At 77.0% G+C, this 19,675-nt stretch carries 15 protein-coding genes; 8 read left to right on the forward strand and 7 right to left on the reverse strand.

Going from position 1 to position 19,675, the window contains the following annotated elements; all coding sequences use genetic code 11:
- Positions 1 to 50 precede the first annotated feature (50 nt).
- Entirely contained in the window at positions 51 to 938 is an 888-nt protein-coding gene (locus LG943_RS20695) for a DUF2268 domain-containing protein (RefSeq protein WP_270073988.1), read from the forward strand.
- 1,327 nt (positions 939 to 2,265) lie between these two features.
- Positions 2,266 to 3,492, forward strand: coding sequence for a multidrug effflux MFS transporter (locus LG943_RS20700; RefSeq protein WP_270073989.1), 1,227 nt, complete (start codon positions 2,266 to 2,268; stop codon positions 3,490 to 3,492).
- A gap of 219 nt (positions 3,493 to 3,711) precedes the next feature.
- Here LG943_RS20700 and LG943_RS20705 read toward each other — a convergent pair whose 3' ends face one another.
- On the reverse strand, positions 3,712 to 4,434 hold the full coding sequence (locus LG943_RS20705; RefSeq protein ID WP_270073990.1) for a pentapeptide repeat-containing protein: 723 nt from the start codon (positions 4,432 to 4,434) through the stop codon (positions 3,712 to 3,714).
- A gap of 97 nt (positions 4,435 to 4,531) precedes the next feature.
- A complete protein-coding gene (locus LG943_RS20710; RefSeq protein ID WP_270073991.1) occupies positions 4,532 to 6,166 on the reverse strand; it encodes a PucR family transcriptional regulator in 1,635 nt (544 codons plus the stop codon).
- A gap of 290 nt (positions 6,167 to 6,456) precedes the next feature.
- Here LG943_RS20710 and LG943_RS20715 point away from each other — a divergent pair, with 290 nt between their 5' ends.
- From LG943_RS20715 to pucD, 4 genes are all read left to right on the forward strand, one after another.
- Positions 6,457 to 7,317 (forward strand): FAD binding domain-containing protein, encoded by an 861-nt coding sequence (locus LG943_RS20715; RefSeq protein ID WP_270073992.1) that lies wholly within the window; start codon positions 6,457 to 6,459, stop codon positions 7,315 to 7,317.
- On the forward strand, positions 7,317 to 8,012 hold the full coding sequence (locus LG943_RS20720; RefSeq protein WP_408648624.1) for a (2Fe-2S)-binding protein: 696 nt from the start codon (positions 7,317 to 7,319) through the stop codon (positions 8,010 to 8,012). The genes LG943_RS20715 and LG943_RS20720 overlap by 1 nt, the downstream gene beginning before the upstream one ends.
- Before the next feature lie 202 nt (positions 8,013 to 8,214).
- On the forward strand, positions 8,215 to 9,588 hold the full coding sequence (locus LG943_RS20725) for an 8-oxoguanine deaminase (RefSeq protein WP_270073994.1): 1,374 nt from the start codon (positions 8,215 to 8,217) through the stop codon (positions 9,586 to 9,588).
- Positions 9,585 to 12,041, forward strand: a complete 2,457-nt coding sequence (pucD, locus tag LG943_RS20730; RefSeq protein ID WP_270073995.1) for a xanthine dehydrogenase subunit D — start codon at positions 9,585 to 9,587, stop codon at positions 12,039 to 12,041. The genes LG943_RS20725 and pucD overlap by 4 nt, the downstream gene beginning before the upstream one ends.
- Before the next feature lie 159 nt (positions 12,042 to 12,200).
- On the opposite strand, the gene LG943_RS20735 is transcribed toward pucD, so the two are convergent.
- From LG943_RS20735 to LG943_RS20745, 3 genes are all read right to left on the reverse strand, one after another.
- Complete coding sequence (locus LG943_RS20735) at positions 12,201 to 12,962, reverse strand: SDR family NAD(P)-dependent oxidoreductase (RefSeq protein WP_270073996.1); 762 nt, start codon at positions 12,960 to 12,962, stop codon at positions 12,201 to 12,203.
- 47 nt (positions 12,963 to 13,009) lie between these two features.
- Entirely contained in the window at positions 13,010 to 13,480 is a 471-nt protein-coding gene (locus LG943_RS20740; RefSeq protein WP_270073997.1) for a hypothetical protein, read from the reverse strand.
- A gap of 117 nt (positions 13,481 to 13,597) precedes the next feature.
- On the reverse strand, positions 13,598 to 14,341 hold the full coding sequence (locus LG943_RS20745; RefSeq protein ID WP_270073998.1) for a TetR/AcrR family transcriptional regulator: 744 nt from the start codon (positions 14,339 to 14,341) through the stop codon (positions 13,598 to 13,600).
- Between the two features lie 86 nt (positions 14,342 to 14,427).
- Between LG943_RS20745 and LG943_RS20750 the strand changes: the two genes are divergently transcribed.
- Entirely contained in the window at positions 14,428 to 17,034 is a 2,607-nt protein-coding gene (locus LG943_RS20750) for a molybdopterin-dependent oxidoreductase (protein WP_408648625.1), read from the forward strand.
- Positions 17,031 to 18,011, forward strand: a complete 981-nt coding sequence (locus LG943_RS20755) for an FAD binding domain-containing protein (RefSeq protein WP_270074000.1) — start codon at positions 17,031 to 17,033, stop codon at positions 18,009 to 18,011. Before LG943_RS20750 ends, LG943_RS20755 begins: the two co-directional genes overlap by 4 nt.
- Positions 18,012 to 18,091: 80 nt before the next feature.
- On the opposite strand, the gene LG943_RS20760 is transcribed toward LG943_RS20755, so the two are convergent.
- Both LG943_RS20760 and LG943_RS20765 read right to left on the reverse strand, forming a co-directional pair.
- Positions 18,092 to 18,412 carry a hypothetical protein gene (locus tag LG943_RS20760; protein WP_270074001.1) on the reverse strand — a complete coding sequence of 107 codons (321 nt, stop codon included), beginning with the start codon at positions 18,410 to 18,412 and terminating at the stop codon, positions 18,092 to 18,094.
- Positions 18,413 to 18,639: 227 nt separating this feature from the next.
- On the reverse strand, positions 18,640 to 19,326 hold the full coding sequence (locus tag LG943_RS20765; protein WP_270074039.1) for a FadR/GntR family transcriptional regulator: 687 nt from the start codon (positions 19,324 to 19,326) through the stop codon (positions 18,640 to 18,642).
- Positions 19,327 to 19,675 lie beyond the last annotated feature (349 nt).

Genomic DNA, 19,675 nt, shown 5'->3' on the forward strand with positions numbered 1-19,675 from the left:
CGGCCGCCGCGGTTGACCCTGCCGCGGCGTGAGTGTTTAGGGTCCCCGGCATGAAGATCACCGTTGTGGACAGCCACTCCGCCATGAAGCGGGTGCTGACGGCCCCGGCCGCCGAGCGCCCCGCCCTGCTGCGGTCGATGCTCGAAACCGTCAAGGAGATGTACCGCCACGCCCCCGGCGAGGTCGACCTGGTGGCCCTGCACCTCCAGTCCTCCGGGTTCCCACTGGACCGCGACGAGGAGCGCTGCCTGGCCGCGCTGGAGGCGCTGGCGGCGGCCGACGCCTGGGGCCGCCTGCGGCGCGCGCTGGAGGGTGCCGCATCCCTGCTGGAGGCGGCGGCCCCGGAACTGGAGTTCCCCGACATCACCTTCCTGCTCGTGCTGGGCGACCCCGGCGACCCCCTGTTCATGGAGACCAGCCTCGGCGTGACCGGCTTCGGGGGGATCTCCGGCCAGATCCTGGTCACGCTGTGGCCCTTCCCCGAGAACCTCGCGCGGCTGGAGGCCACCGCCCTGCACGAACTGCACCACAACGTGCGCTTCGGGCCGGGCGGGGTGGTGTGGGACCCGGCGACGGTCACGGTCGGCGAGCATGTGGTCTCCGAAGGGCTGGCCGACGCGTTCGCCCGCCAGGTGGTGGGCGACGACCTCGGCCGCACCCGCATCGGCGTGCCCCACCTCGGTGACGACGCGGTGTTCGCCAAGCTGGCGTCGGGGTTCGACGTGACCGGCATGCACAACTTCCCCGCCTGGGTGCACGGCGACGCCATCGCCGAGCGGCTGGGGGTGGAGCCGGTGGGGCTGCCGACCGGGGCCGGTTACGCCGTGGGCAACCGGCTGGCCGACGCCTACCTGGCGGCCACCGGGCAGACGGCGGCCCAGGCCGTGCACGCCCCCGCCGCCGACGTCATCGCCACCGCGCTGGGCCGCCGCGGCTGAGCACCGGACCGGCGCGCCGCAGGGGGACACAGGAGAACGCAGGGGGCGCAGGGGGCGGCGCCGCTCTGCCAGGAGCGCGGGGACGGCGTGGAGGAGGAGTCGGTGCGGCGGGCGCGGGAGGCCGGCCGCGCCGGCGGTACCGGTGGACACGAGGGGGACCTCGGGGGCGGACGCTCCTGGCGGCCAGGAAGGCCCGCGCCCCGGTCAGTGGACCCGGGCCGGGGCGGGCGCCATTTCGGGACGGAAGCGCCGCACGCCCCGGCCGTACCCCTCGTCGCGCCGGTGGACGGGACAACTGCCCACCGGGGGGAGCGTCCTGCGGCTCCCCGGACCGGCACCGTCGGCTCCCCCCGAGCCGTGCGGCACCGGCCGTGCGGACGGCCGGCGCGTCGAAGCGCCCGCCGCCCGGGGCGGTCCGGGTGCCCCCTGTGGGGTTCGCACCCGCACGCCGGAGAGGCCCTCGACTCTCCGCTGTGCGTGCACCGTCCCGGCTAACCGCCCCGGCCCCGATCATGCACAGGGATCGCCAAGGAATTTCCAACCCCGCCACCGCCTGCGGCAACGCCGCGGATTGGGCGCGGGCGCGTGATCCGGGTGCGGCCGGTCCGCGCTCCACCGGGTCCTGACCCCGCCTTGACCCGCGCCCGACCGAGCGGGCCGCGCGCTCGCGGCCCGCTGGGCGACCGCCGCCCCGTCCCGCGCGGCCGCTCCCCCGCCCCCGCGCCGGATCCCGCCCCTCCCCGCCGCGCGGCGGCCGCCGGGCCGGGCGGCGGAGGCGCCCGCGCGCGGCCGCGCTTTTACCCGTAGCTGACCGACCCGGCGCCTGCCTTACCGTGGACCGGCCGGCCGGCGGCCCCCAGAACCCCTGCCATTACGGGCTTTCACCCGCGTAACGCAGATCACGGGAACATCAACGCTCTCCCGGGATTTCGCAAAGCACATGCCGTGTTCCAGCCCCCGTGACCCCATTCGTGGGGTTCGCGGCACCACTCGTGACCTGGCGGCGGACCGGCTTTACCGGACGCTGACCGGTGGATCGGGCGAATCGCCCCGTGCGGGCCGTCACAGGCCCCGGAAATCCCCGCAGACACGGGCTTTCTCCCACGTAATTCACATCACGGGAAGATCAACGGCACCTCGGGATTTCGCAAAGGGAGTGCCGTGTTGCAGGCCAGGTGACCCCGTTCTGGGGCACCGGGCACCGGCCCTCGGGTCTCTCGCGGTGCCGCATCTCCTTTACCTCGTTCGCAGTCACTTCGTCCTGCCTGCTGGAGTCTTAGTGAGCCTTACCGCTGTGCGTTCGCGCCTCGGGACCACCCGAGCCCAGGTGCCGACTCAGCGCGCCAACCAGTCCGCCGACCGCCCGCGCCGCTCCGTCGTGCTGCTCGTGTTCATCCTGGGGGTCCTGTCCGCGACCAGCTCGCTGGCCACCGACCTCTACCTGCCGGCGTTCCCGGAGATCGCCGCGGACCTGAAGGCGCCCGAGTCGCAGATCCAGCTCACGCTGACCGCCGTGATGGTCGGCCTGGCCCTCGGCCAGCTCGTGATCGGTCCGCTCAGTGACCAGCTCGGCCGCCGCAAGCCCCTGCTGGTGGGGATCGCGGTGTTCGCCGCCACGTCGTTCCTGTGCATGGTGGTGCAGTCGGCCGAGGTGTTCAGCCTCGTCCGGTTCGTGCAGGGCCTCGCGGCCGCCGCCGGCATGGTGATCTCCCGGGCCGTGGTCCGCGACACCTTCGACGGCGACTCCGCGGCGAAGTTCTTCTCGCGGCTGGTGCTGCTGGTGGGCCTGGCCCCGATGCTCGGCCCGCTGCTGGGCGGCCAGCTCCTGCTGATGGGTCCCTGGCAGCTCATCTTCGCCGTGCTCGGCGCCTCCGGCCTGGCCGGGTTCGCCCTGGTGCTGTTCGGCCTGCCCGAGAGCCTGCCCGTCGAGGACCGCACCCGCCAGCACCCGGGCCAGATGCTGCGGCAGTTCGGCCACCTGGTGGTCAACCCCCGGTTCATCGGCCCGACCCTGACCATGGCGCTCAGCTTCGCCATGAGCTTCACCTACATCTCGGCGTTCTCCTTCGTCTCCCAGTCGGAGTTCGACGCCACCCCGCAGCAGTTCAGCCTGATCTTCGGGATCAACACGCTCGGCATGATCCTGGGCAACCAGGTCAACGCCGCGCTGATCGGCAAGGTGCACACCACCCGCCGCCTGCTGTACGGGCTGTTCGGCGCGGCGGCCAGCGTGGCGCTGCTGCTGGCGCTGGACGTCTCGGGCCTGGCCACGCTGGTGACGGTGACGGCGGTGCTGTTCGTGATGATGTTCTTCACCGGCCTGATCTCGCCCAACGCCACCACGCTGGCGATCGTCAGCCAGCCCGCCTCCGCGGCGGGCAGCGCCTCGGCGCTGCTGGGCACGCTCCAGTTCGCGCTGGGCGGCACCATCGCGGCGGCGGCCGGCCTGCACGGCGGCACGACGATGACCAGCATGACCCTGGTCATGCTCGGCACGGCGGTGGCCGCGGCGGCGGTGTTCGTCGTGGTGGCGGTGCGCGGTCACGCCAAGTAGGACCGGGGCCGCCTCCGCGCGGCCCCGCCCGCCGGCCCGCCCCGGCCGGCTCCCCCGCACGCAGCGCCCGTCCGGCGCAGGGCCACCCGGCCCGCCGGGCGGGCGCTGTGCTGTCTGGAGGTGCTGTCCGGCGGGGCTGTCCGGGAGTGCTGCCCGGCGGTGCGGTGCGGGTGTGCCGTGCGGGGCGGCCCCGCCCGCCCGCGCCCTCTTGGGCCCGGACTAGCCCGCCCGGTCGGGGGCCGCGACCTGGATGCCCAGCGAGCCCAGCAGCATGCCGGCCTGCTCGGGCGAGACGGTGGCGCCGCGCAGGGCGACCGCGTCGGAGAGGCGGACCTCGCCGAGGTCGGCGCCGCGCAGGTCGGCGCCGTCGAAGTCGGCGCCCGCCAGGACCGCGCCGCGCAGGCGGCTGTCGTGCCACACGGTGGCGCGCAGGTCGGCCTTGGTGAGGTCGGCGTCGTCCAGGCGCAGGCCGTGCAGCTCCTGGCCGCGCAGGTTGAGCCCCTTGAGGCGGGCCAGCATGAGGTTGCAGCGCACAAAGGCGTAGCCCAGGCCGCGGCTGCCGCCCAGCGCCGCGCCGGTGAGGCGGCAGCCGGTGAACACGGTGTCGGTGAGGACCGCCCCCGCCCACCCGGTGTTGGCGAGGTCGACGCGGTCGAAGGCGGCCTCGGCGCACTCGGCGCCGGTGAAGACCGCGCCCGGCGCGCCGCCGCCCGACCAGCGGGAGCCGTCGAGGGCGGCGCCGGTGAGCTGGGCGCCGTCCAGCCGGCAGTCGGTGAACACGGCGTCGATGAGGTGGGCCCCGCTCAGGTCGGCCTCGCGCAGGTCGCAGCCGACGAAGGCGCGGGGGTGGGCGGAGGCGGCGGCGAGGGCGTCGCGCAGGTCGCGCCCGGCGAGGTCGGCGCCGCTCACCTCGCCGCCGGTGCTCAGGTCGGGGTCGGTCATGGCGGAACGCTACCGGCCGCCGCCGACACCTTTGCCCGCCGCGCGCCCGCGCCCCGCCCCCGTGCCTCCTGCCCCCCGGCCTGGCAGTTGCGAGGGGTCAGCGGTGCAGGCGCAGCGCGAGGAACAGGTCGACGCGGTGCTCCAGGCTGCTGAGGTCGCGGCCGGTCAGCTCCTCGATGCGGCCAATGCGGTAGCGCAGCGTGTTGACGTGGATGTGCATGGCCGAGGCGCAGCGCTGCCAGGAGCCGGAGTAGCGCAGGAAGCGCTCCAGGGTGGCCAGCAGGTCCGAGCGGTGGGCGCGGTCGTAGGCCAGCAGCGGCCCCAGGAGGCGGTCGCGGTAGGCGGCGCGGACCTCCTCGGGCACGGCCGACAGCAGCAGCTCGTGGGAGTCCAGTTCGGCGCCGGTGGCCACGACGGCGCGGCCCGGCCGCATCTCGGCGAGGCGGCGGGCGTGGCGGGCCTCGGCCGCCGCGCCGCGCAGGTCGGCGACCCCGGTCACGGCCGCGCTGACCCCGGCGGCCAGCCGGTGGTCGAGCAGTCGGGACTCCAGCGCCGCCGCGCCCTCGGCCAGGTGCCGGCGCAACCGGTCCGGGCCGCCGGGAGCGGGTGCCGCGCCCGGGTGGCCCGGCTCGCCCGCGCCGCCCGTATCGGCGCGCGGCGCGTCCTCGGCCACCGGGACCACGGCGAAGGCGGGGTCGGCGCCGGTCACGGCCGCGCCGGGCCAGGCGGCCAGCAGTTCGGCGAGCACCCGCCGCGCCAGGTCGGGCTCGGCGGGCGCGGGCAGCAGCGCGGCCTCGACCACGGCGTGGGGGGTGCGGGCGCGCTCCTTCTCGTCGGGCGGCCCGGCCACGCGCAGGAGCGCCGCCACCTCCTCGAACCGCTGGGCGGCCAGCAGCCGGGGCAGGCCCTCCAGGTGGCGCGCGGCGTCGGCGGCGCGCTGCTCCACGCGGTTGCGGGCCAGGGCGGCGATGGCGGCGAGGTGGTCCACCGACTCGCGCACGTCGGCGGGCCAGCGGGCGGGGTCGCCCTCGCAGACCAGCAGCCAGCCCGCCAGCGGGTGCCACTCGCGGGTGCGCACGGGCAGCACGGTGAGGCGGCGGGCGGGCGCGCCCTCGGCGGCGGCGAGGTCCAGGGTGCGCGTGCCGGGGCGGACCGGGGTCTGGGCGGCCACGCGCAGGCGTTCGCGCTCGCCCAGCGCGGGACCGCCGGAGGCCAGCAGGCGGCCGGTGGTGGAGACCACCCAGCAGGCCAGGCGGGCCTGGGCGGCCGCCGCCGCGAAGACGCCGGGCAGGTCGGCGCCGCCGGCGAGTTCGGCCAGCAGGCGGCGGTGGCGTTCGCGGGTGCGGGCGGCCCCGTCGTCGCGTTCGGCGTCGAGGGCGCGGCGGACCTCCTCGGTGACGGCGGCGAACGAGGTCTCGGCCGGGACCTCGACCAGCGGCAGGCCGTGCTCGGCGCAGGCGGCGACCAGGTCGGGCGGGACCTCGCCCAGCGCGGTGCCCGCGCCCACGCAGGCCGCGCCGGCGCCGGCGAGCGCGCGGACGAACTCCGCGGAGTCCTCGGGGCGGCGCCGCCACATCATGCCGGTCAGCACGAGTTCGCCGCCGGAGAGGTAGCGCTCGGGGTGCAGCAGGTCGGTGGTGGCCACCCCCGAGACGGCGCGGTCGGCCGGTTCGCCGCCGCCCAGCAGCCGCAGCTTCAGGTGCGGCACCGCGACCAGGTCGCTGATGCGCATCGGCGCCCTCCTCCCCGCCTCGCGCGCCCGCCCGCGTGGGCGCGGTGTGCGGTGCGCGCGGCGTGGCGGACAACGTTAGCCCACGTGTGAATTGTAGAAAACTACAAGGAACCGCCGCGGGCCGCTCACGCACTTCAGGGGTTCGGGCGCTGGCCGGGCGGCGGTCGGGGGCGGTTCACTGCCATCACCGGTCGCGGCGGCGGTGCGCCCCGGGGAGACGGACGGGAAGACGGGTCCCGGGCGCCCGCCGCCGCGGCCGGGGACTCCGGCGGTCGGCGAGGGGTGGGCGTGTGGACTTTCTGAGCCCGGACACCTGGGCCGGGGCGCTGGCCGCCAAGGCGGCGCGGCCCGAGGCGGTGCCGGTCATGGGCGGCACCGACGTGATGGTGGAGCTGAACCTGGGCCGACGGCGGCCGCACGCCCTGCTGGACCTCACGCGGGTCCCCGAACTCGCGCGGTGGGGCGCCGAGGACGGGTACACGCGGGTGGGCGCGGGTGTGTCCTACACCCGCCTGGTCGAGCGCGTGGGCTCCCGCGCCCCGGCGCTGGCCGCCGCCGCCCGGTCGGTGGCCTCGCCGCAGATCCGCAACCGGGGCTCGGTGGGGGGCAACCTCGGCGGCGCCTCGCCGGCCGGCGACTGCCATCCGCCGCTGCTGGCCGCCGGCGCGCTGGTGGAGCTGGCCTCGGCGGCGGGCGTGCGGCGGGTGCCCGCGAGCGAGTTCTACCTGGGGCCGGGGCGCACCGTGCGGCGGGAGGACGAACTGGTGGCGGCGGTGCTGGTGCCCGAGCCGCGCGGACCGCAGGTGTTCGCCAAGGTGGGGCCGCGCAACGCCATGGTGATCGCCGTGGTGTCGTTCGCGCTGGCGCTGGACGTCGCCGCGCGGCGGGCGGGCACGGGGATCGGGTCGGCGGGGCCGACCCCGCTGCGGGCGCGGGCCGCCGAGGAGTTCCTGGCGCGGGAGTTCGACTGGGCGGGCGGCGCGGACCCCTCCCCCGAGGCGGCGCGGCGCTTCGGCGACCTGGTGGCCGGCGCCGCGCGGCCCATCGACGACGTGCGCGGCAGCGCCGCCTACCGCCGGCACGCGCTGGCGGTGCTGGCGCGGCGGGCGTGGGCGCGGTGCGCCGCCGAGGTGCGCGGGGGCGGCGTCTGATGCGCGTGGAGTTCACCGTGAACGGGCACGCGGTCGCGGCCGACGACGTGTGGCCCGGCGAGAGCCTGCTGTTCGTGCTGCGGGAGCGGCTGGGCCTGCCGGGCAGCAAGAACGCCTGCGAGCAGGGCGAGTGCGGGTCGTGCACGGTCTACCTGGACGACGTGACGGTGTGCGCGTGCCTGGTGGCCGCCGGGCAGGCGGCGGGGCGGCGGGTGCGCACCGTGGAGGGTCTGGCGGCCCAGCCCGCCAGGGCGGGGGCGGGTGCCGCCGGAGCGGACGGAGGGGTCGGAGAGGCCGGAGGGATCGGCGCGGACGGGCGGGCCGGAGGTGCCGCAGTGGCGGCAGGGCCGGGGAGCGCACTCGGCGCACGCGGGGACACGGCGGCGGGCGGCGCGGCGGGTGCCGACACCGGGCAGCGGGATCCGGACGCCGAACGACTGAGCCCGGTGCAGCGGGCGTTCCTGGAGGAGGGGGCGGTGCAGTGCGGGTTCTGCACGCCGGGCCTGCTGGTGCAGGCCCACGACCTGGTCGCCCGCACGGTGGGCGCCGGCGGACCGGTGCCCGGCGACGCGCACATCCGCGAGGCGCTGGCGGGCAACCTGTGCCGCTGCACCGGCTACCAGGCGATCGTCGCGGCCGTGCGCCGGGCCGCCGAGCGGGAGCACGCGCGCCTGGCCGGCCAAGAGCGGCCGTGAGCCGCCGCCCGGGGCGCCCGCGCACCGGTGGGCGCGGCGGGGGCCGGGCCGGCGCCGTGCCCTCAGCGGGCCGCTGGTCGCGCCACGCCAGGGGCCCGGCGTGACCGGCCTGCGGGGGCCGGGCGCGGGTGGGTAGGCGGGTACGGGAGCACAGCAGTCGAAAGGGGCGCCCACGGGCGCGGTGGACGAAGGGAGACGGGCGGTGGCAACGGAGCCGGGCGCGGGCGGGGCGGACACGGTCGTCATCGACGGCGCCTACGTCGCCACGGTGGGCGGCGAGGAGTACCCCGGCGGCCACGTCGTGGCCTCGGGCGGGGTCATCACGCACGTGGGGCCGGGACCGGCGCCCACGGCGCCGGGCGCGCGGCGCATCGACGGGCGCGGGTGCCTGGCCACCCCCGGCCTGGTCAACGCCCACCACCACCTGTTCCAGTGGGCCACCCAGGGGCTGTTCGCCGACGCCACCCTCTTCGAGTGGCTGACCGGCTCCTATGAGATCTGGAGCGGCCTGGACGCCGAGACCGTCGCCGACACCACCACGGCCGGGCTGACCTGGCTGGCGCTGTCGGGCTGCACCACCGCCGCCGACCACCACTACGTCTTCCCGCGCGGGCGCGGCGGGATCTCCGACGCGGAGGTGGCGGCGGCCCGCGCCGTCGGGGTGCGCCTGGAACTCGCCTGCGGCGCCATGGACCGGGGCCGCTCGGCGGGCGGCCTGCCGCCCGACTCCGTGGTGGAGACCACCGACGCCGCGCTCGCCCGCACCGCCGACACCGTCGACGCCCACCACGACCCCTCCCCCGACGCCATGACGCGGGTGGCGGTGGCGCCGTGCTCGCCCTTCACCGTCAGCCCGGAGCTGATGAGCGAGTCGGCGCGGCTGGCCCGCGCGGCCGGGGTGCGGCTGCACACCCACCTCGCCGAGACCCGGGACGAGGAGGAGCAGTGCCAAGCCGAGTACGGCTGCACGCCCGTGGAGTACGCCGACAAGCTGGGCTGGCTGGGCGACGACGTGTGGGTGGCCCACGCCGTGCACCTGTCCGACACCGCGATCGCGCGCATCAGCGCCTCCGGCACCGGGGTGGCGCACTGCCCGTCCTCCAACGCCCGCCTGGGCGCGGGCGTGTGCCGCACCACCGAACTGCTGGAGGCGGGCGTGGCCGTGGGCCTGGGCGTGGACGGCGCGGCCTCCAGCGAGCTGACGCGCCTGGTGGGCGAGCTGCGCCAGGCGGTGCTGACGGCCCGCGCCCGCAAGGGGCCGCGCGCGCTGAGCGCCCGCCAGGCCCTGCGCATGGCAACCCTGGGCGGCGCCCGCTGCCTGGGGCGCGAGGACCACCTGGGGTCGCTGGAACCGGGCATGCTGGCCGACGTCGCGCTGTGGCGGGTGGACGGCTTCGGCCACGACACCGTCGACGACCCGGTGGTGGCGCTGGTGTTCGGCCCCGACGCGCCGCTGGAGCACCTGCTGGTGGGCGGCGCCACGGTGGTCGAGCGCGGTGAGTCGCGCACGGTGACGCCCGAGGCGGCAGCGGCGGCGGGCCGGCGGGCGCACCGCCGCCTGGTGGCGGACCGATGACTCCCGGACCGGCGCCGACCGCGCCCGCCGCACCGCCGCCCTCCGCTCCGGGTTCGGCCCCGCCCGCCGGGGAGCGGGCGGCCGAGCCGGCGGGCGGCGGCGTGGGCGACAGCCCGCCGCGCCCCGACGGCACGCTCAAGGTCACCGGCGAGTTCGCCTACTCCTCCGACCTGTGGGCCGAGAACATGCTGTGGGGCATGACGCTGCGCAGCCCGCACCCGCACGCGCGCATCGTCCGCGTGGACACCGCCCCGGCGCTGCGGCTGCCCGGGGTGCACGCGGTCCTCACCCACGAGGACGTCCCCGGCGAACCCCGCTACGGGCTGGAGGTGCGCGACCAGCCGGTGCTGGCCGCCGAAACCGTGCGCTACCGGGGCGAGCCGGTGGCGGTGGTGGCCGCCGACCACCCCGAGACCGCGCGGCGCGCCCTGGAGCGCATCGTCGTGGACTACGAGGTGCTGGAGCCGGTGTGCGACGCCCGCCGCGCCGCGTTCGACCCCGACTGCCCCCTGGTGCACCCGCCCGGGTCGGTGCCGCTGCGCCCCGAGCACAACCCGCGCGGCAACGTGCTGCGCCACCAGCCGATCCGCACCGGCGACCTGGCGCGCGGGCGCACGGTCGCCGACCTGCGCGAGCGCGCCGACGTGGTCGTCACCGGCAGCTACGAGGTCGGCATGCAGGACCAGGCGTGCCTGGGACCGGAGTCGGGGCTGGCGGTGCCCGCCGAGGACGGCGGGGTCGACCTCTACGTCGCCACCCAGTGGCTGCACGCCGACCAGCGCCAGATCGCGCCGTGCCTGGGGCTGCCGCCGGAACTGGTGCGGGTGACGCTGGCGGGGGTGGGCGGGGCGTTCGGCGCCCGCGAGGACCTGTCCATGCAGGTCCACGCCTGCCTGCTGGCGCTGCGCACCGGGCGGCCGGTCAAGATCGTCTACAACCGCGAGGAGTCGTTCTACGGCCACGTCCACCGGCACCCGGCGCACCTGCGGTTCGAGCACGGCGCCGCCGCCGACGGGCGGCTGCTCTACGCGGCGCTGGAGATCGTGCTCGACGGCGGCGCCTACGCCTCCACCACCCCGGCGGTGGTAGGGGTGGCGGCGTCGCTGGGCCTGGGGCCGTATGAGATCCCGCACGCGGCGGTGGACGCCTACGGCGTCTACACCACCAACCCGCCGTGCGGGGCGATGCGCGGGTTCGGCGCGGTGCAGGCGTGCTTCGGCTACGAGTCGCAGATGGACCGGCTCGCCGAAGCGCTGGACATGGACCCGGTGGAGGTCCGGCTGCGCAACGCCGTGGGGCGGGGGTCGGTGCTGCCCACCGGCCAGCGGATCGACGCGCCGCTGCCGATGGCCGAGATGCTGGAGCGGGCGCGCGCGCTGCCGATGCCCCCGCCGCCGGAGGCCGCGCCCGGCCGCGTCGACCCCCTCGCGCTGCCCGGCGGCGCGGGCGGCGCCGGGGTCGGCGCTTCGGTGGTGCGCGGCGTGGGCTACGGGGTGGGGCTGAAGAACCTGTGCTTCTCGGAGGGCTTCGACGACCACTCCACGGCGCGGGTGCGCCTGGAAGTGGTCGGCGGGGTGCCGGTGGCGCTGGTGCACACGGCGGCGGCCGAGGTCGGGCAGGGGCTGGTCACGCTCCAGGAGCAGATCGCCCGCACCGAACTGGGGGTGCGGCGGGTGGCCCTGCACCCGGCCGACACGTCGGTCGGCTCGGCGGGGTCGTCGTCGGCCTCGCGCCAGTCGCACATGACCGGCGGCGCGGTGAAGGCGGCCTGCGAGGCGGTGCGCGCCCGGGTGGTGGCCCTGGCCCGGGCGCGGGGGCTGCTTGCGGGTGAGGGCGGCGGAGCCGTCGGTGGGGCTGACGGCGGCGTCCGGCTGGCGGCGGACTGCCTGGTGCCGCCGGGCGGCGCCGCGCCGGTCCCGCTGGCCGAGGTGCTGGGTGACGCGGTGGTCGAGGAGACGCGGGAGTTCCGGCACCGCCCCACCAGCCCGCTGGACCCGGTCACCGGCCAGGGCTCCTCGCACGCGCAACTGGGCATGTGCGTGCACCGCGCGGTGGTGGACGTGGACGTGGAGCTGGGCCTGGTGCGGGTGGTGGCGCTGGACGCCGTGCAGGAGGTGGGGCGCGCGCTGCACCCCCGCCAACTCGTCGGCCAGATCCACGGCGGCGCCACGCAGGGGCTGGGGCTGGCGCTGATGGAGGAGGTGCAGGTGGCCGACGGCGTCATCCGCAACCCGTCGTTCACCGACTACCTGATCCCCACGGTGCTGGACGTCCCGCCGATGCGCGTGGAGGTGCTGGAGCACGCCGACCCGCAGGCGCCCTACGGCCTGCGCGGGGCGGGCGAGCCGCCGACGCTGTCGGCGACCCCGGCGGTGGTGGCCGCCGTACGCGCCGCCACCGGCCGCCCACTGACCCGGGTCCCGCTGCGGCCGGAGGACATCGCCCTGCCCTGAGCACCTGAGGGCTGGTGCGGGCACGCGGCTATCGGCCCGTGGCGCGGACGGCGGAGGCCGGGACGAGCCGTCGCGCCCGCGCCCCTCCCCCAAGGGCCGGGCGGGTCGTCCGCCCGGCCCTTGGGGTCACCGGTGGCGGTACCGGCACCGCCACCAGGGTCAGGCGCCCTCGCGGTGCACGCTCAGCGGGGAGAAGCTCTGGGCCACCGGCATCAGCTCCAGGGTGTTGACGTTGACGTGCGCGGGCTGGTCCACGACCCAGCGCACCGCCTCGGCGACGTCCTCCGGGGTCAGGGGCTGGGTGTCGGCGTAGACTGCCGAGGCGCGCTCGTCGTCGCCGTGGAACCGCACCTGGGAGAACTCCGTGCCGCCCGCCAGCCCGGGCTCGACGTTGGTCACCCGCACCCCGGTGCCGTGCAGGTCGGCGCGCAGGTTGAGGCTGAACTGGCGCACGAACGCCTTGGTCGCCCCGTAGACGTTGCCGCCGGGGTAGGGGTAGTTGCCGGCCACCGAGCCGATGTTGACGACGTGGCCCCGGCCGCGCTCCACCATGCCGGGCAGCAGCGCGCGCGTGACGTAGAGCAGGCCGGTGACGTTGGTGTCGACCATGCGCTGCCAGTCCTCCAGGTCGGCCTCCGCCGCGCTCGACAGGCCCAGCGCCAGCCCGGCGTTGTTGACCAGGACGTCGACGCGCGCGAACTCCTCGGGCAGGCCGGCCAGCGCCCGGTCCACGGCCGCGCGGTCGCGCACGTCCAGCTCCACCGGCAGCACCGCCGGTCCCAGCTCCTTCGCCAGCTCGGCGAGCCGGTCGGCGCGGCGGGCGGCGGCCGCCACGCGCAGCCCCGACTCCACGAGGCGGCGGGTGATCTCGGCGCCGAAACCCGTGCTGGCGCCGGTCACGAATGCGGTTGTGTACTCCATGGTCGGGAGCCTAGAGGGGGCGCGCGGCGGGGGTTCGGGCGGGTGCTTCAGTCCAGTCCGGTGACGAACCGGGTGGCCTCGGCCTCGCTCATGCCGGTCTCGCCGGCGACCAGCCGGACGGCGTCGGCCACGCGGTCCTGGTCGCGCAGGTCGCGCGCCCGCTCGGCCAGCGAACCGCCGACCGAGGCCGAGGCCGGGACCGGTCCCGCGCCGGGCTCGGGCAGCGTGGGGATGGTGCGGCCCTGGGCCAGCGCGTCGCTGACCTCCTTGGCGCTGCGCAGGTCGTAGCCGGTCTCCTCGCGGATGAGCTTGATGGCCGGGATCTGCTTGTTCTGCCGGATGAGCGCGGTGGCGCGCTCGACCAGGTCCCGCGGCAGGGGCTGGAGCAGCGGCGCGGCCGGGCGCACGGGGGGTCGGGCAGCGCCGCGCCGCCGGGCGGTCACCGCACTGGCCGCCACGAGGACGGCGACGACGACCACGACGGCGAGGACGATGAATTCAGAGGTGCCGAGGGACATGCGGGGATTGTAGGGCCCCGCCGTCTTCCTGCCGGAACGCGGGGCCGAGCGCCGACACCGGCCGCCGGCACCGGCGCAGGCACCCCGCGTCCGCGTCGCCGACGCCCCGCGCCCGCCTCACTCCGGCCGCAGGCCCGGTGCGGTCAGCCCCGCCACGAGGTCGGCCAGCAGCAGGTGCAGCTCGCGCTCCACGTCGGTGGGCTCGCCCCGCCCGCCCCGGTGGCCCGACAGCTTCTTGGCCAGGTGGCCCGACAGCGCCAGGGTGATCACCCCGTGCAGGGCGGCGGTGCTCAGCAGGACCATCCGCCAGGGGTCGCCGGGGCGGATGGCGCCGAGGCGCTGGCCCTCGGCCACCGCGCGCACGCACTCCTCCATCATCCGGGCGGCGGAGTCGTGCAGGTCGTCCTCGTCGACGTGGTCGCGGTGCTCGCCGTGGGCCAGCCGGTAGTGCTCGGGCGCCTCCAGGCCGAGGCGGACGTAGCCGGAGAAGGCGCGCAGCAGCGCGCCGGGCACCTCCTCGGGTGCGGTGTCGGGCCCGGGGAGGTTGCCGACCACCTCGGCCCACATGCGCTCCATCATGCGCAGGGCCACCGCCCGCAGCAGGTCGTCCTTGCCGCGGAAGTGGCGGTAGGGGGCGGTGCGCGAGACGCCGACGCGTTCGCCCACGCCGCGCATGGTGACCGCCTCGGGGCCGCCCGCCGCGAGCATGTCCCAGGCCGCGTCGATGAGGCGGCGGCGGGTGTCGGCCGCACCGGTGGAGTCGGCGGCGGAGTCAGCGGAGTCTGCGGCGGCGGAATCGGTGGAGTCGGCGGGCTCCGGGGGTGCCGCTCCTGCGGCGGCGCGCCTCTGAGCTGCGGACATGCGCCGAGCCTACGACACCAGGTTGACAGCGTCAACCACACTGCCTACGTTGACGTTGTCAACACGATCCACCGGGGAGCCCCACGTTGGACATGACCCTCAACGGAGCCGCGGCTGAGGCCAGCCCCGGCTCCGACACCACCGCCGCCGAACTCGTCCGCGACGAACTCGGCCTTACCGGAACCAAGGTCGCCTGCGGAGCGGGGGTCTGCGGCGCCTGCACGCTCCTGGTCGACGGCACCCCCACCGCCTCCTGCCTGCTGCCCGCCACCGCGCTGGCCGGGCGCACCGTCACCACCGTCGAAGGGCTGGCCGGCCCCGACGGGCTCCACCCCGTGCAGCGCGCCTTCGCCGCGCACGACGGCATGCAGTGCGGCTACTGCACCCCCGGCTTCGTCGTGGAGGCCGCCGCCTTCGTGGACCGCCACCGGGCCGAGCACGGCGACACCCGCCCCAGCCGCGCCGAGATCGCCGACGCGCTCGCCGGCCACCTGTGCCGCTGCGGCGCCTACGAGGGCATCTACGCCGCCGTGGCGGCCGCCTGCGCGGGCGAGCACGACACCGAGTCCCCCCTGCCCCCGCCGCGCGCCGAGGCCGAGGAGAAGGTCACCGGCCGCGCCCGCTACACCACCGACGTCCGCCCCGAGGGCTGCTGGGAGGCGGTGCTGGTGCGCTCCACCCGCGCCCACGCCCGGGTGGCCGCCGTCGACGCCGGCGGCGCGGTGCACGTCGACCTGCTCGGCGCCGACCGCACCGTGCGCTACGTGGGCCAGCCGCTGCTGGCGGTGGCCGCACCCACCCCCGCCGAGGCGCGCGCCGCCGCCGAGCGGGTGGCCGTGGACTACCGCGACCTGCCCGCCGCGCTCGACCCCGCCGCCGCCCACCACGCGGGCGCGCCGGTGGTCTACCCCACGCGCGAGGCGCAGAACGCGGCGCCCTCCAACAACGAGGGCCCGCCGCTGCCCGGGCGCTGGCGCGGCAACCTGCGGGGGCCCTCGGGGTTCGGCTGGCGCGGCGGCACCGCCGTGCGCCGCGTCAAGGACGCCGCCAAGCGCGGCGACCGCCGCCTGGTCGCCGAGGTGTTCCGCACCGGGCCGCAGGTGCACACCGCCCTGGAGCCGCACGCGTGCGTGGCCCGCTGGGACGAGCACGGCGACCTGCACCTGCACACCTCCACCCAGGCGGTGGTGGGCGTGGCCGAGGCCGCCGCCAAGCGGTGGGGCCTGCCCCGCGAGCGCGTGCACGTCACCGCCGAGCACGTCGGCGGCGGGTTCGGCGCCAAGGGCGGCCTGCGCGTGGAGGTGGTCGCCGCCGCCGAACTCGCCCGCGCGGCCGGCGCGCCGGTGCGCCTGGTGTTCGACCGGGCCGAGGAGCTGACCGACGCCGGGCACCGCCCCGGCGCCCGCGTCGAACTGGGCCTGCTGGCCGACGCCAAGGGCGACCTCGCCGCGCTGACCATGGACGCCTACAACGACGGCGGCATGTCCACCGGCGGCATGGTCGCCACGCTGGGCCTGCTGATGTACGGCAACGCGCCCCGGCGGCTGCGCGACTTCGACGTCCTCACCAACCGGCCCCCCGGCGCGCCGTTCCGCGGCCCCGGCGGCGCGCAGTTCCACTGGGCGCTGGAGCAGGGCGTGGACATGATGGCCGAGCGGCTGGGCGAGGACCCCCTCGCGCTGCGCCGGCGCTGGGACGGCAACCGCAAGCGGCGCGCGCTCTACGACTGGGCCGCGGCACTGCCGGTGTGGGCCGAGCGCACGCGCGGCGCCGGCACCGGCCGGTTCCGGCGCGGTGTCGGGGTGGCCGCCGCCAACTGGATCTACCTCACCGACCCCGCGACGGTGGTCGACCTGGTGGTCGAGGACGGCGCCGTGGTGGCCCGCAGCGCCGTGCAGGACATCGGCACCGGATCGCGGTCGGTGATCACCGACGTCGTGCGGACCGAACTGGGCCTGCCCGCCGACCGCGTGCGGGTGGGGGTGGGGCGCAGCGGCTGGTCCTACGCGCCCGGCTCCAACGGCAGCCGCACGACCGCATCGATCGGCCCGGCCGCGCGCGACGCCGCCCGCGCGCTGCGCGAGGAGGTGCGCCGCCGGGCGCCGGGTGCGGTGTCGGGCTCGGGCGCGCTGGACCCCGAGGCGCTGAAGTCGCTGGAGGGCACCCAGGCCGGTGGGCGCCGCCGGCGCGACCGGGGCGGCTACCTCACGCCGGTGGCGCTGCCGGGCATGGGCGCGCCGGGCCGGGGCCTCACCGGCGCGGTGCACGTCATGGAGGTCGAGGTCGACACCCTGCTCGGGCAGGTGCGGCCGCTGCGCTGCTGGGCCGGGATCTCGGCCGGCCGGATGTACAACGATCGCCTGGCCCGCAACCAGTGCGAGGGCGGCGTGGTGCAGGGCATCGGCTACGCGCTCTACGAGCAGCGCCGCGACGACCCCGTCACGGGCGCGGTGCTGACCACCAACCTGGAGGACTACCGGATCCCCGGTATCGGCGACACCCCCGAGATCACCGTGCACTTCCACGAAGAGGGCTGGGAGCACGTGGTGGGCGGCGGCGTCGGGATCGGCGAGGTCTCCACCATCGGGGTCGCGGCGGCGGTGGGCAACGCGGTCCACGACGCCACGGGCTGGCGCCCGCGCGAAGTCCCCATCCGCCCCGACCGCCTGCTCGAAGGGATCGGTTTGAAGTGAACGCACCCCAAAACGTCGCCGCCGTCGCGGCGGCGCTGCGCGAGACCGGCGCCGAGGCGCGCGCCGGCGGCACCGACCTCATGGCGCGCCGCCGCGAGGGGATCGCCGGCGGACCCGTCACCGACCTGGCGGGGCTGGTCGAGCTGCGCGGCGTGGAGTGGCGGGCCGACGGGTCGGCCCGCATCGGCGCGCTGACCACCGTCGCCGAGGTCGCCGCCGACGCCCGGCTGCGCGCCGCCTACCCGGCGCTGGCGCTGACGGCGGCGGCGCTGGCCACCCCGCAGATCCGCGCGGTGGGCACGGTGGGCGGCAACCTGCTCCAGCGCAACCGCTGCGCCTACTTCCGCAGCCCGCTGTTCGACTGCCACCAGAGCGGCGGCGACACCTGCCCGGCGCGCGCCGGGGACCACGCCAACGGCACCGTGGTGGACCTGGGGTCGGCGTGCGTGGCCCCGCACCCGTCGTCGCTGGCGGTGGCGCTGCTGGCGTACGCGGCGGAGGCCGAGGTGGCGGGGCAGGCGAAGGGCACGGCCGGGGGCGGGCCGCGGCGACCGGTGGCCGACCTCTACGACGGCGCCGACTCCTCCCGCGACCACGTGCTCGCGCCCGGCGAACTGCTGACGGCGGTGGGCCTGCCCGCCCCCGCCGAGGGCGAGACGGCGGCCTACCGCCGCGCCACCTCGCGCTCGCGCGCGGAGTGGCCGCTGGTGGAGGCGGTCGCCCGCGTGGTGTGGCGCGAGGGCGCGGTGGTCGACGCCGCCGTGGCGGTGGGCGCGGTGGCGCGCACCCCCCTGCGGCTGCCGGAGGTGGAGGAGGCCCTGATCGGCGCCACCGGCCCGGAGGCGGCCGCGGGGGCGGTGGAAGGCGTGGTCGGGCGCTGCGCGCCGCTGCCCCGCAACGGGTACAAGGCGGCCCTGCTCCGCGACACCGTCCGCGACGTCCTGGAACGCGCGCTGGCGGCGGACCAGGGGATCTAGGGGATTGAGGTGTGCTGCCCGCCGCCGCTCGCGGTGGCGGGCAGCGGCGGGCGGCTTGGCGTTCCGTGGTCGCGGCGCGGTCAGTCGTCGTCGCGGCCGGTCAGGTAGCGGCGTACGCGGAGGCGGGCCGCGTAGCGGTCGCGGCGGTTGCCGGCCTTGGCCCAGTCCTGGCGTTCGCGGATGTGGCTGCGGCGCTTGCAGCCCGCGCAGCACGGCTTCTTGAACGACAGCAGGTGGGCGCCCGGGTCCTCCCAGCGGCAGCGGGTGTCAGGCGTCAGCCATCGGGGGGCCGGTCCCGGCGGCAGGTCGCAGACGTGGCCGTGGCTGTGGTCGTGGATGGGCTGCGGACCGTGCTCGGCGTGGCGCACCCACAGCGGTTTCGTCTTGTCGGTACGGGACATCTCGTTCCTTCTGGAACCCGCCGCCCGTACTCCCGGACCATCCGGGCGGGCGGCTAGGTCGCCCGTTTCACCACCGCGCACCTCCCTCTTTCGCTCTCTTCGGCATCGGACGTCGCGCGATCCACCGGAGTGGAAAGCCTTTCAGGATACGGAGGGCGCCCGCCGGAGCACAACCCCGTGGGCGAACGGCCAACGGCCACCGGCCGACCGCCCCTCCCCCGGGCTCCTCAGCCCTCTCCCCCCGCCTCCAGGGCGCCCCGCAGCCAGCGCTCGACCTCCATCACGTGCACGGTGGCCGCCGCGCGGGCGGCGTCGGGGTCGCGGGCGCACAGTGCCTGGTAGATGCGCTCGTGGTCCTCGCGCAGCCGCGCGGCGAGCCCGGCCTCGCGGTGGCCGCGCCACACCCGGGCGTTGAACGTGCGCGAGGACAGGCCGTCGTTGATGGCCACCAGCGTGGCGTTGCCGGTGATCTCCACGATCGCCTGGTGGAAGGAGATGTCGGCCGCCACGGTCTCGCCCTCGCCGCCGGTCTCGATCCGGTCCAGGAGCGCGCCCAGGCGCCGCAGCGCTGCGTCGTCGGCCCGCGCCGCCGCCAGGGCCGTGGCCGCCGGCTCCAGCATGCGCCGCACCTGGAGCACCTCCACCAAAGTCTCGCCCTGGGAGACCTCGGCCAGCACGGAGAACGTCTCCAGCAGGTCGCCGGGCCGCAGCGCGGTCACGTAGACACCCGAGCCGTGGCGCACCTCCAGCACGCCCAGGGTGGTCAGCGCACGGATGGCCTCGCGCATGGAACTGCGGGAGACCCCCAGCCCGGCGGCGAGGTCGCGTTCGGTGGGCAGCCGGTCGCCGGGCCGCAGCTCGCCGCCGGCGATCATCCGCTTGACGTGCTCGATCGCCCGCTGGGTCACCGGCATGCGCGCGGCTGCCGGCGCGGCGGGGTCGGGGGTGGTCACGTGGGCCTGCCTTCCTCCGGGGGCGGCGGCACCCCGCGCGCCGCCCGGACGCCCCGCGCGGCGGGGGCACCGGCCGGGGTCCCATCTTGACACCCGAGCCGCCACCAGCGTAGAAGTGATCGGACCAATAGGGAATCCGGCGGTGCCGAGCGACCGCGAATGCCGTGCCGCATCCCCGTATCAGTGACCAGGGACACAGCGGTTGTCGGACCACTGTCCGGCAGGGGCGACCGGGAGGGCGCCCCCGCCGGCGCGGCGGCCCGACGCGCCCCGCCGGGTCCCGGGCGCGGGCGGCGGCGCGGCCTAGAGT

This window comes from Streptomonospora mangrovi (genome assembly GCF_027604915.1).
Taxonomy (GTDB): domain Bacteria; phylum Actinomycetota; class Actinomycetes; order Streptosporangiales; family Streptosporangiaceae; genus Streptomonospora; species Streptomonospora mangrovi.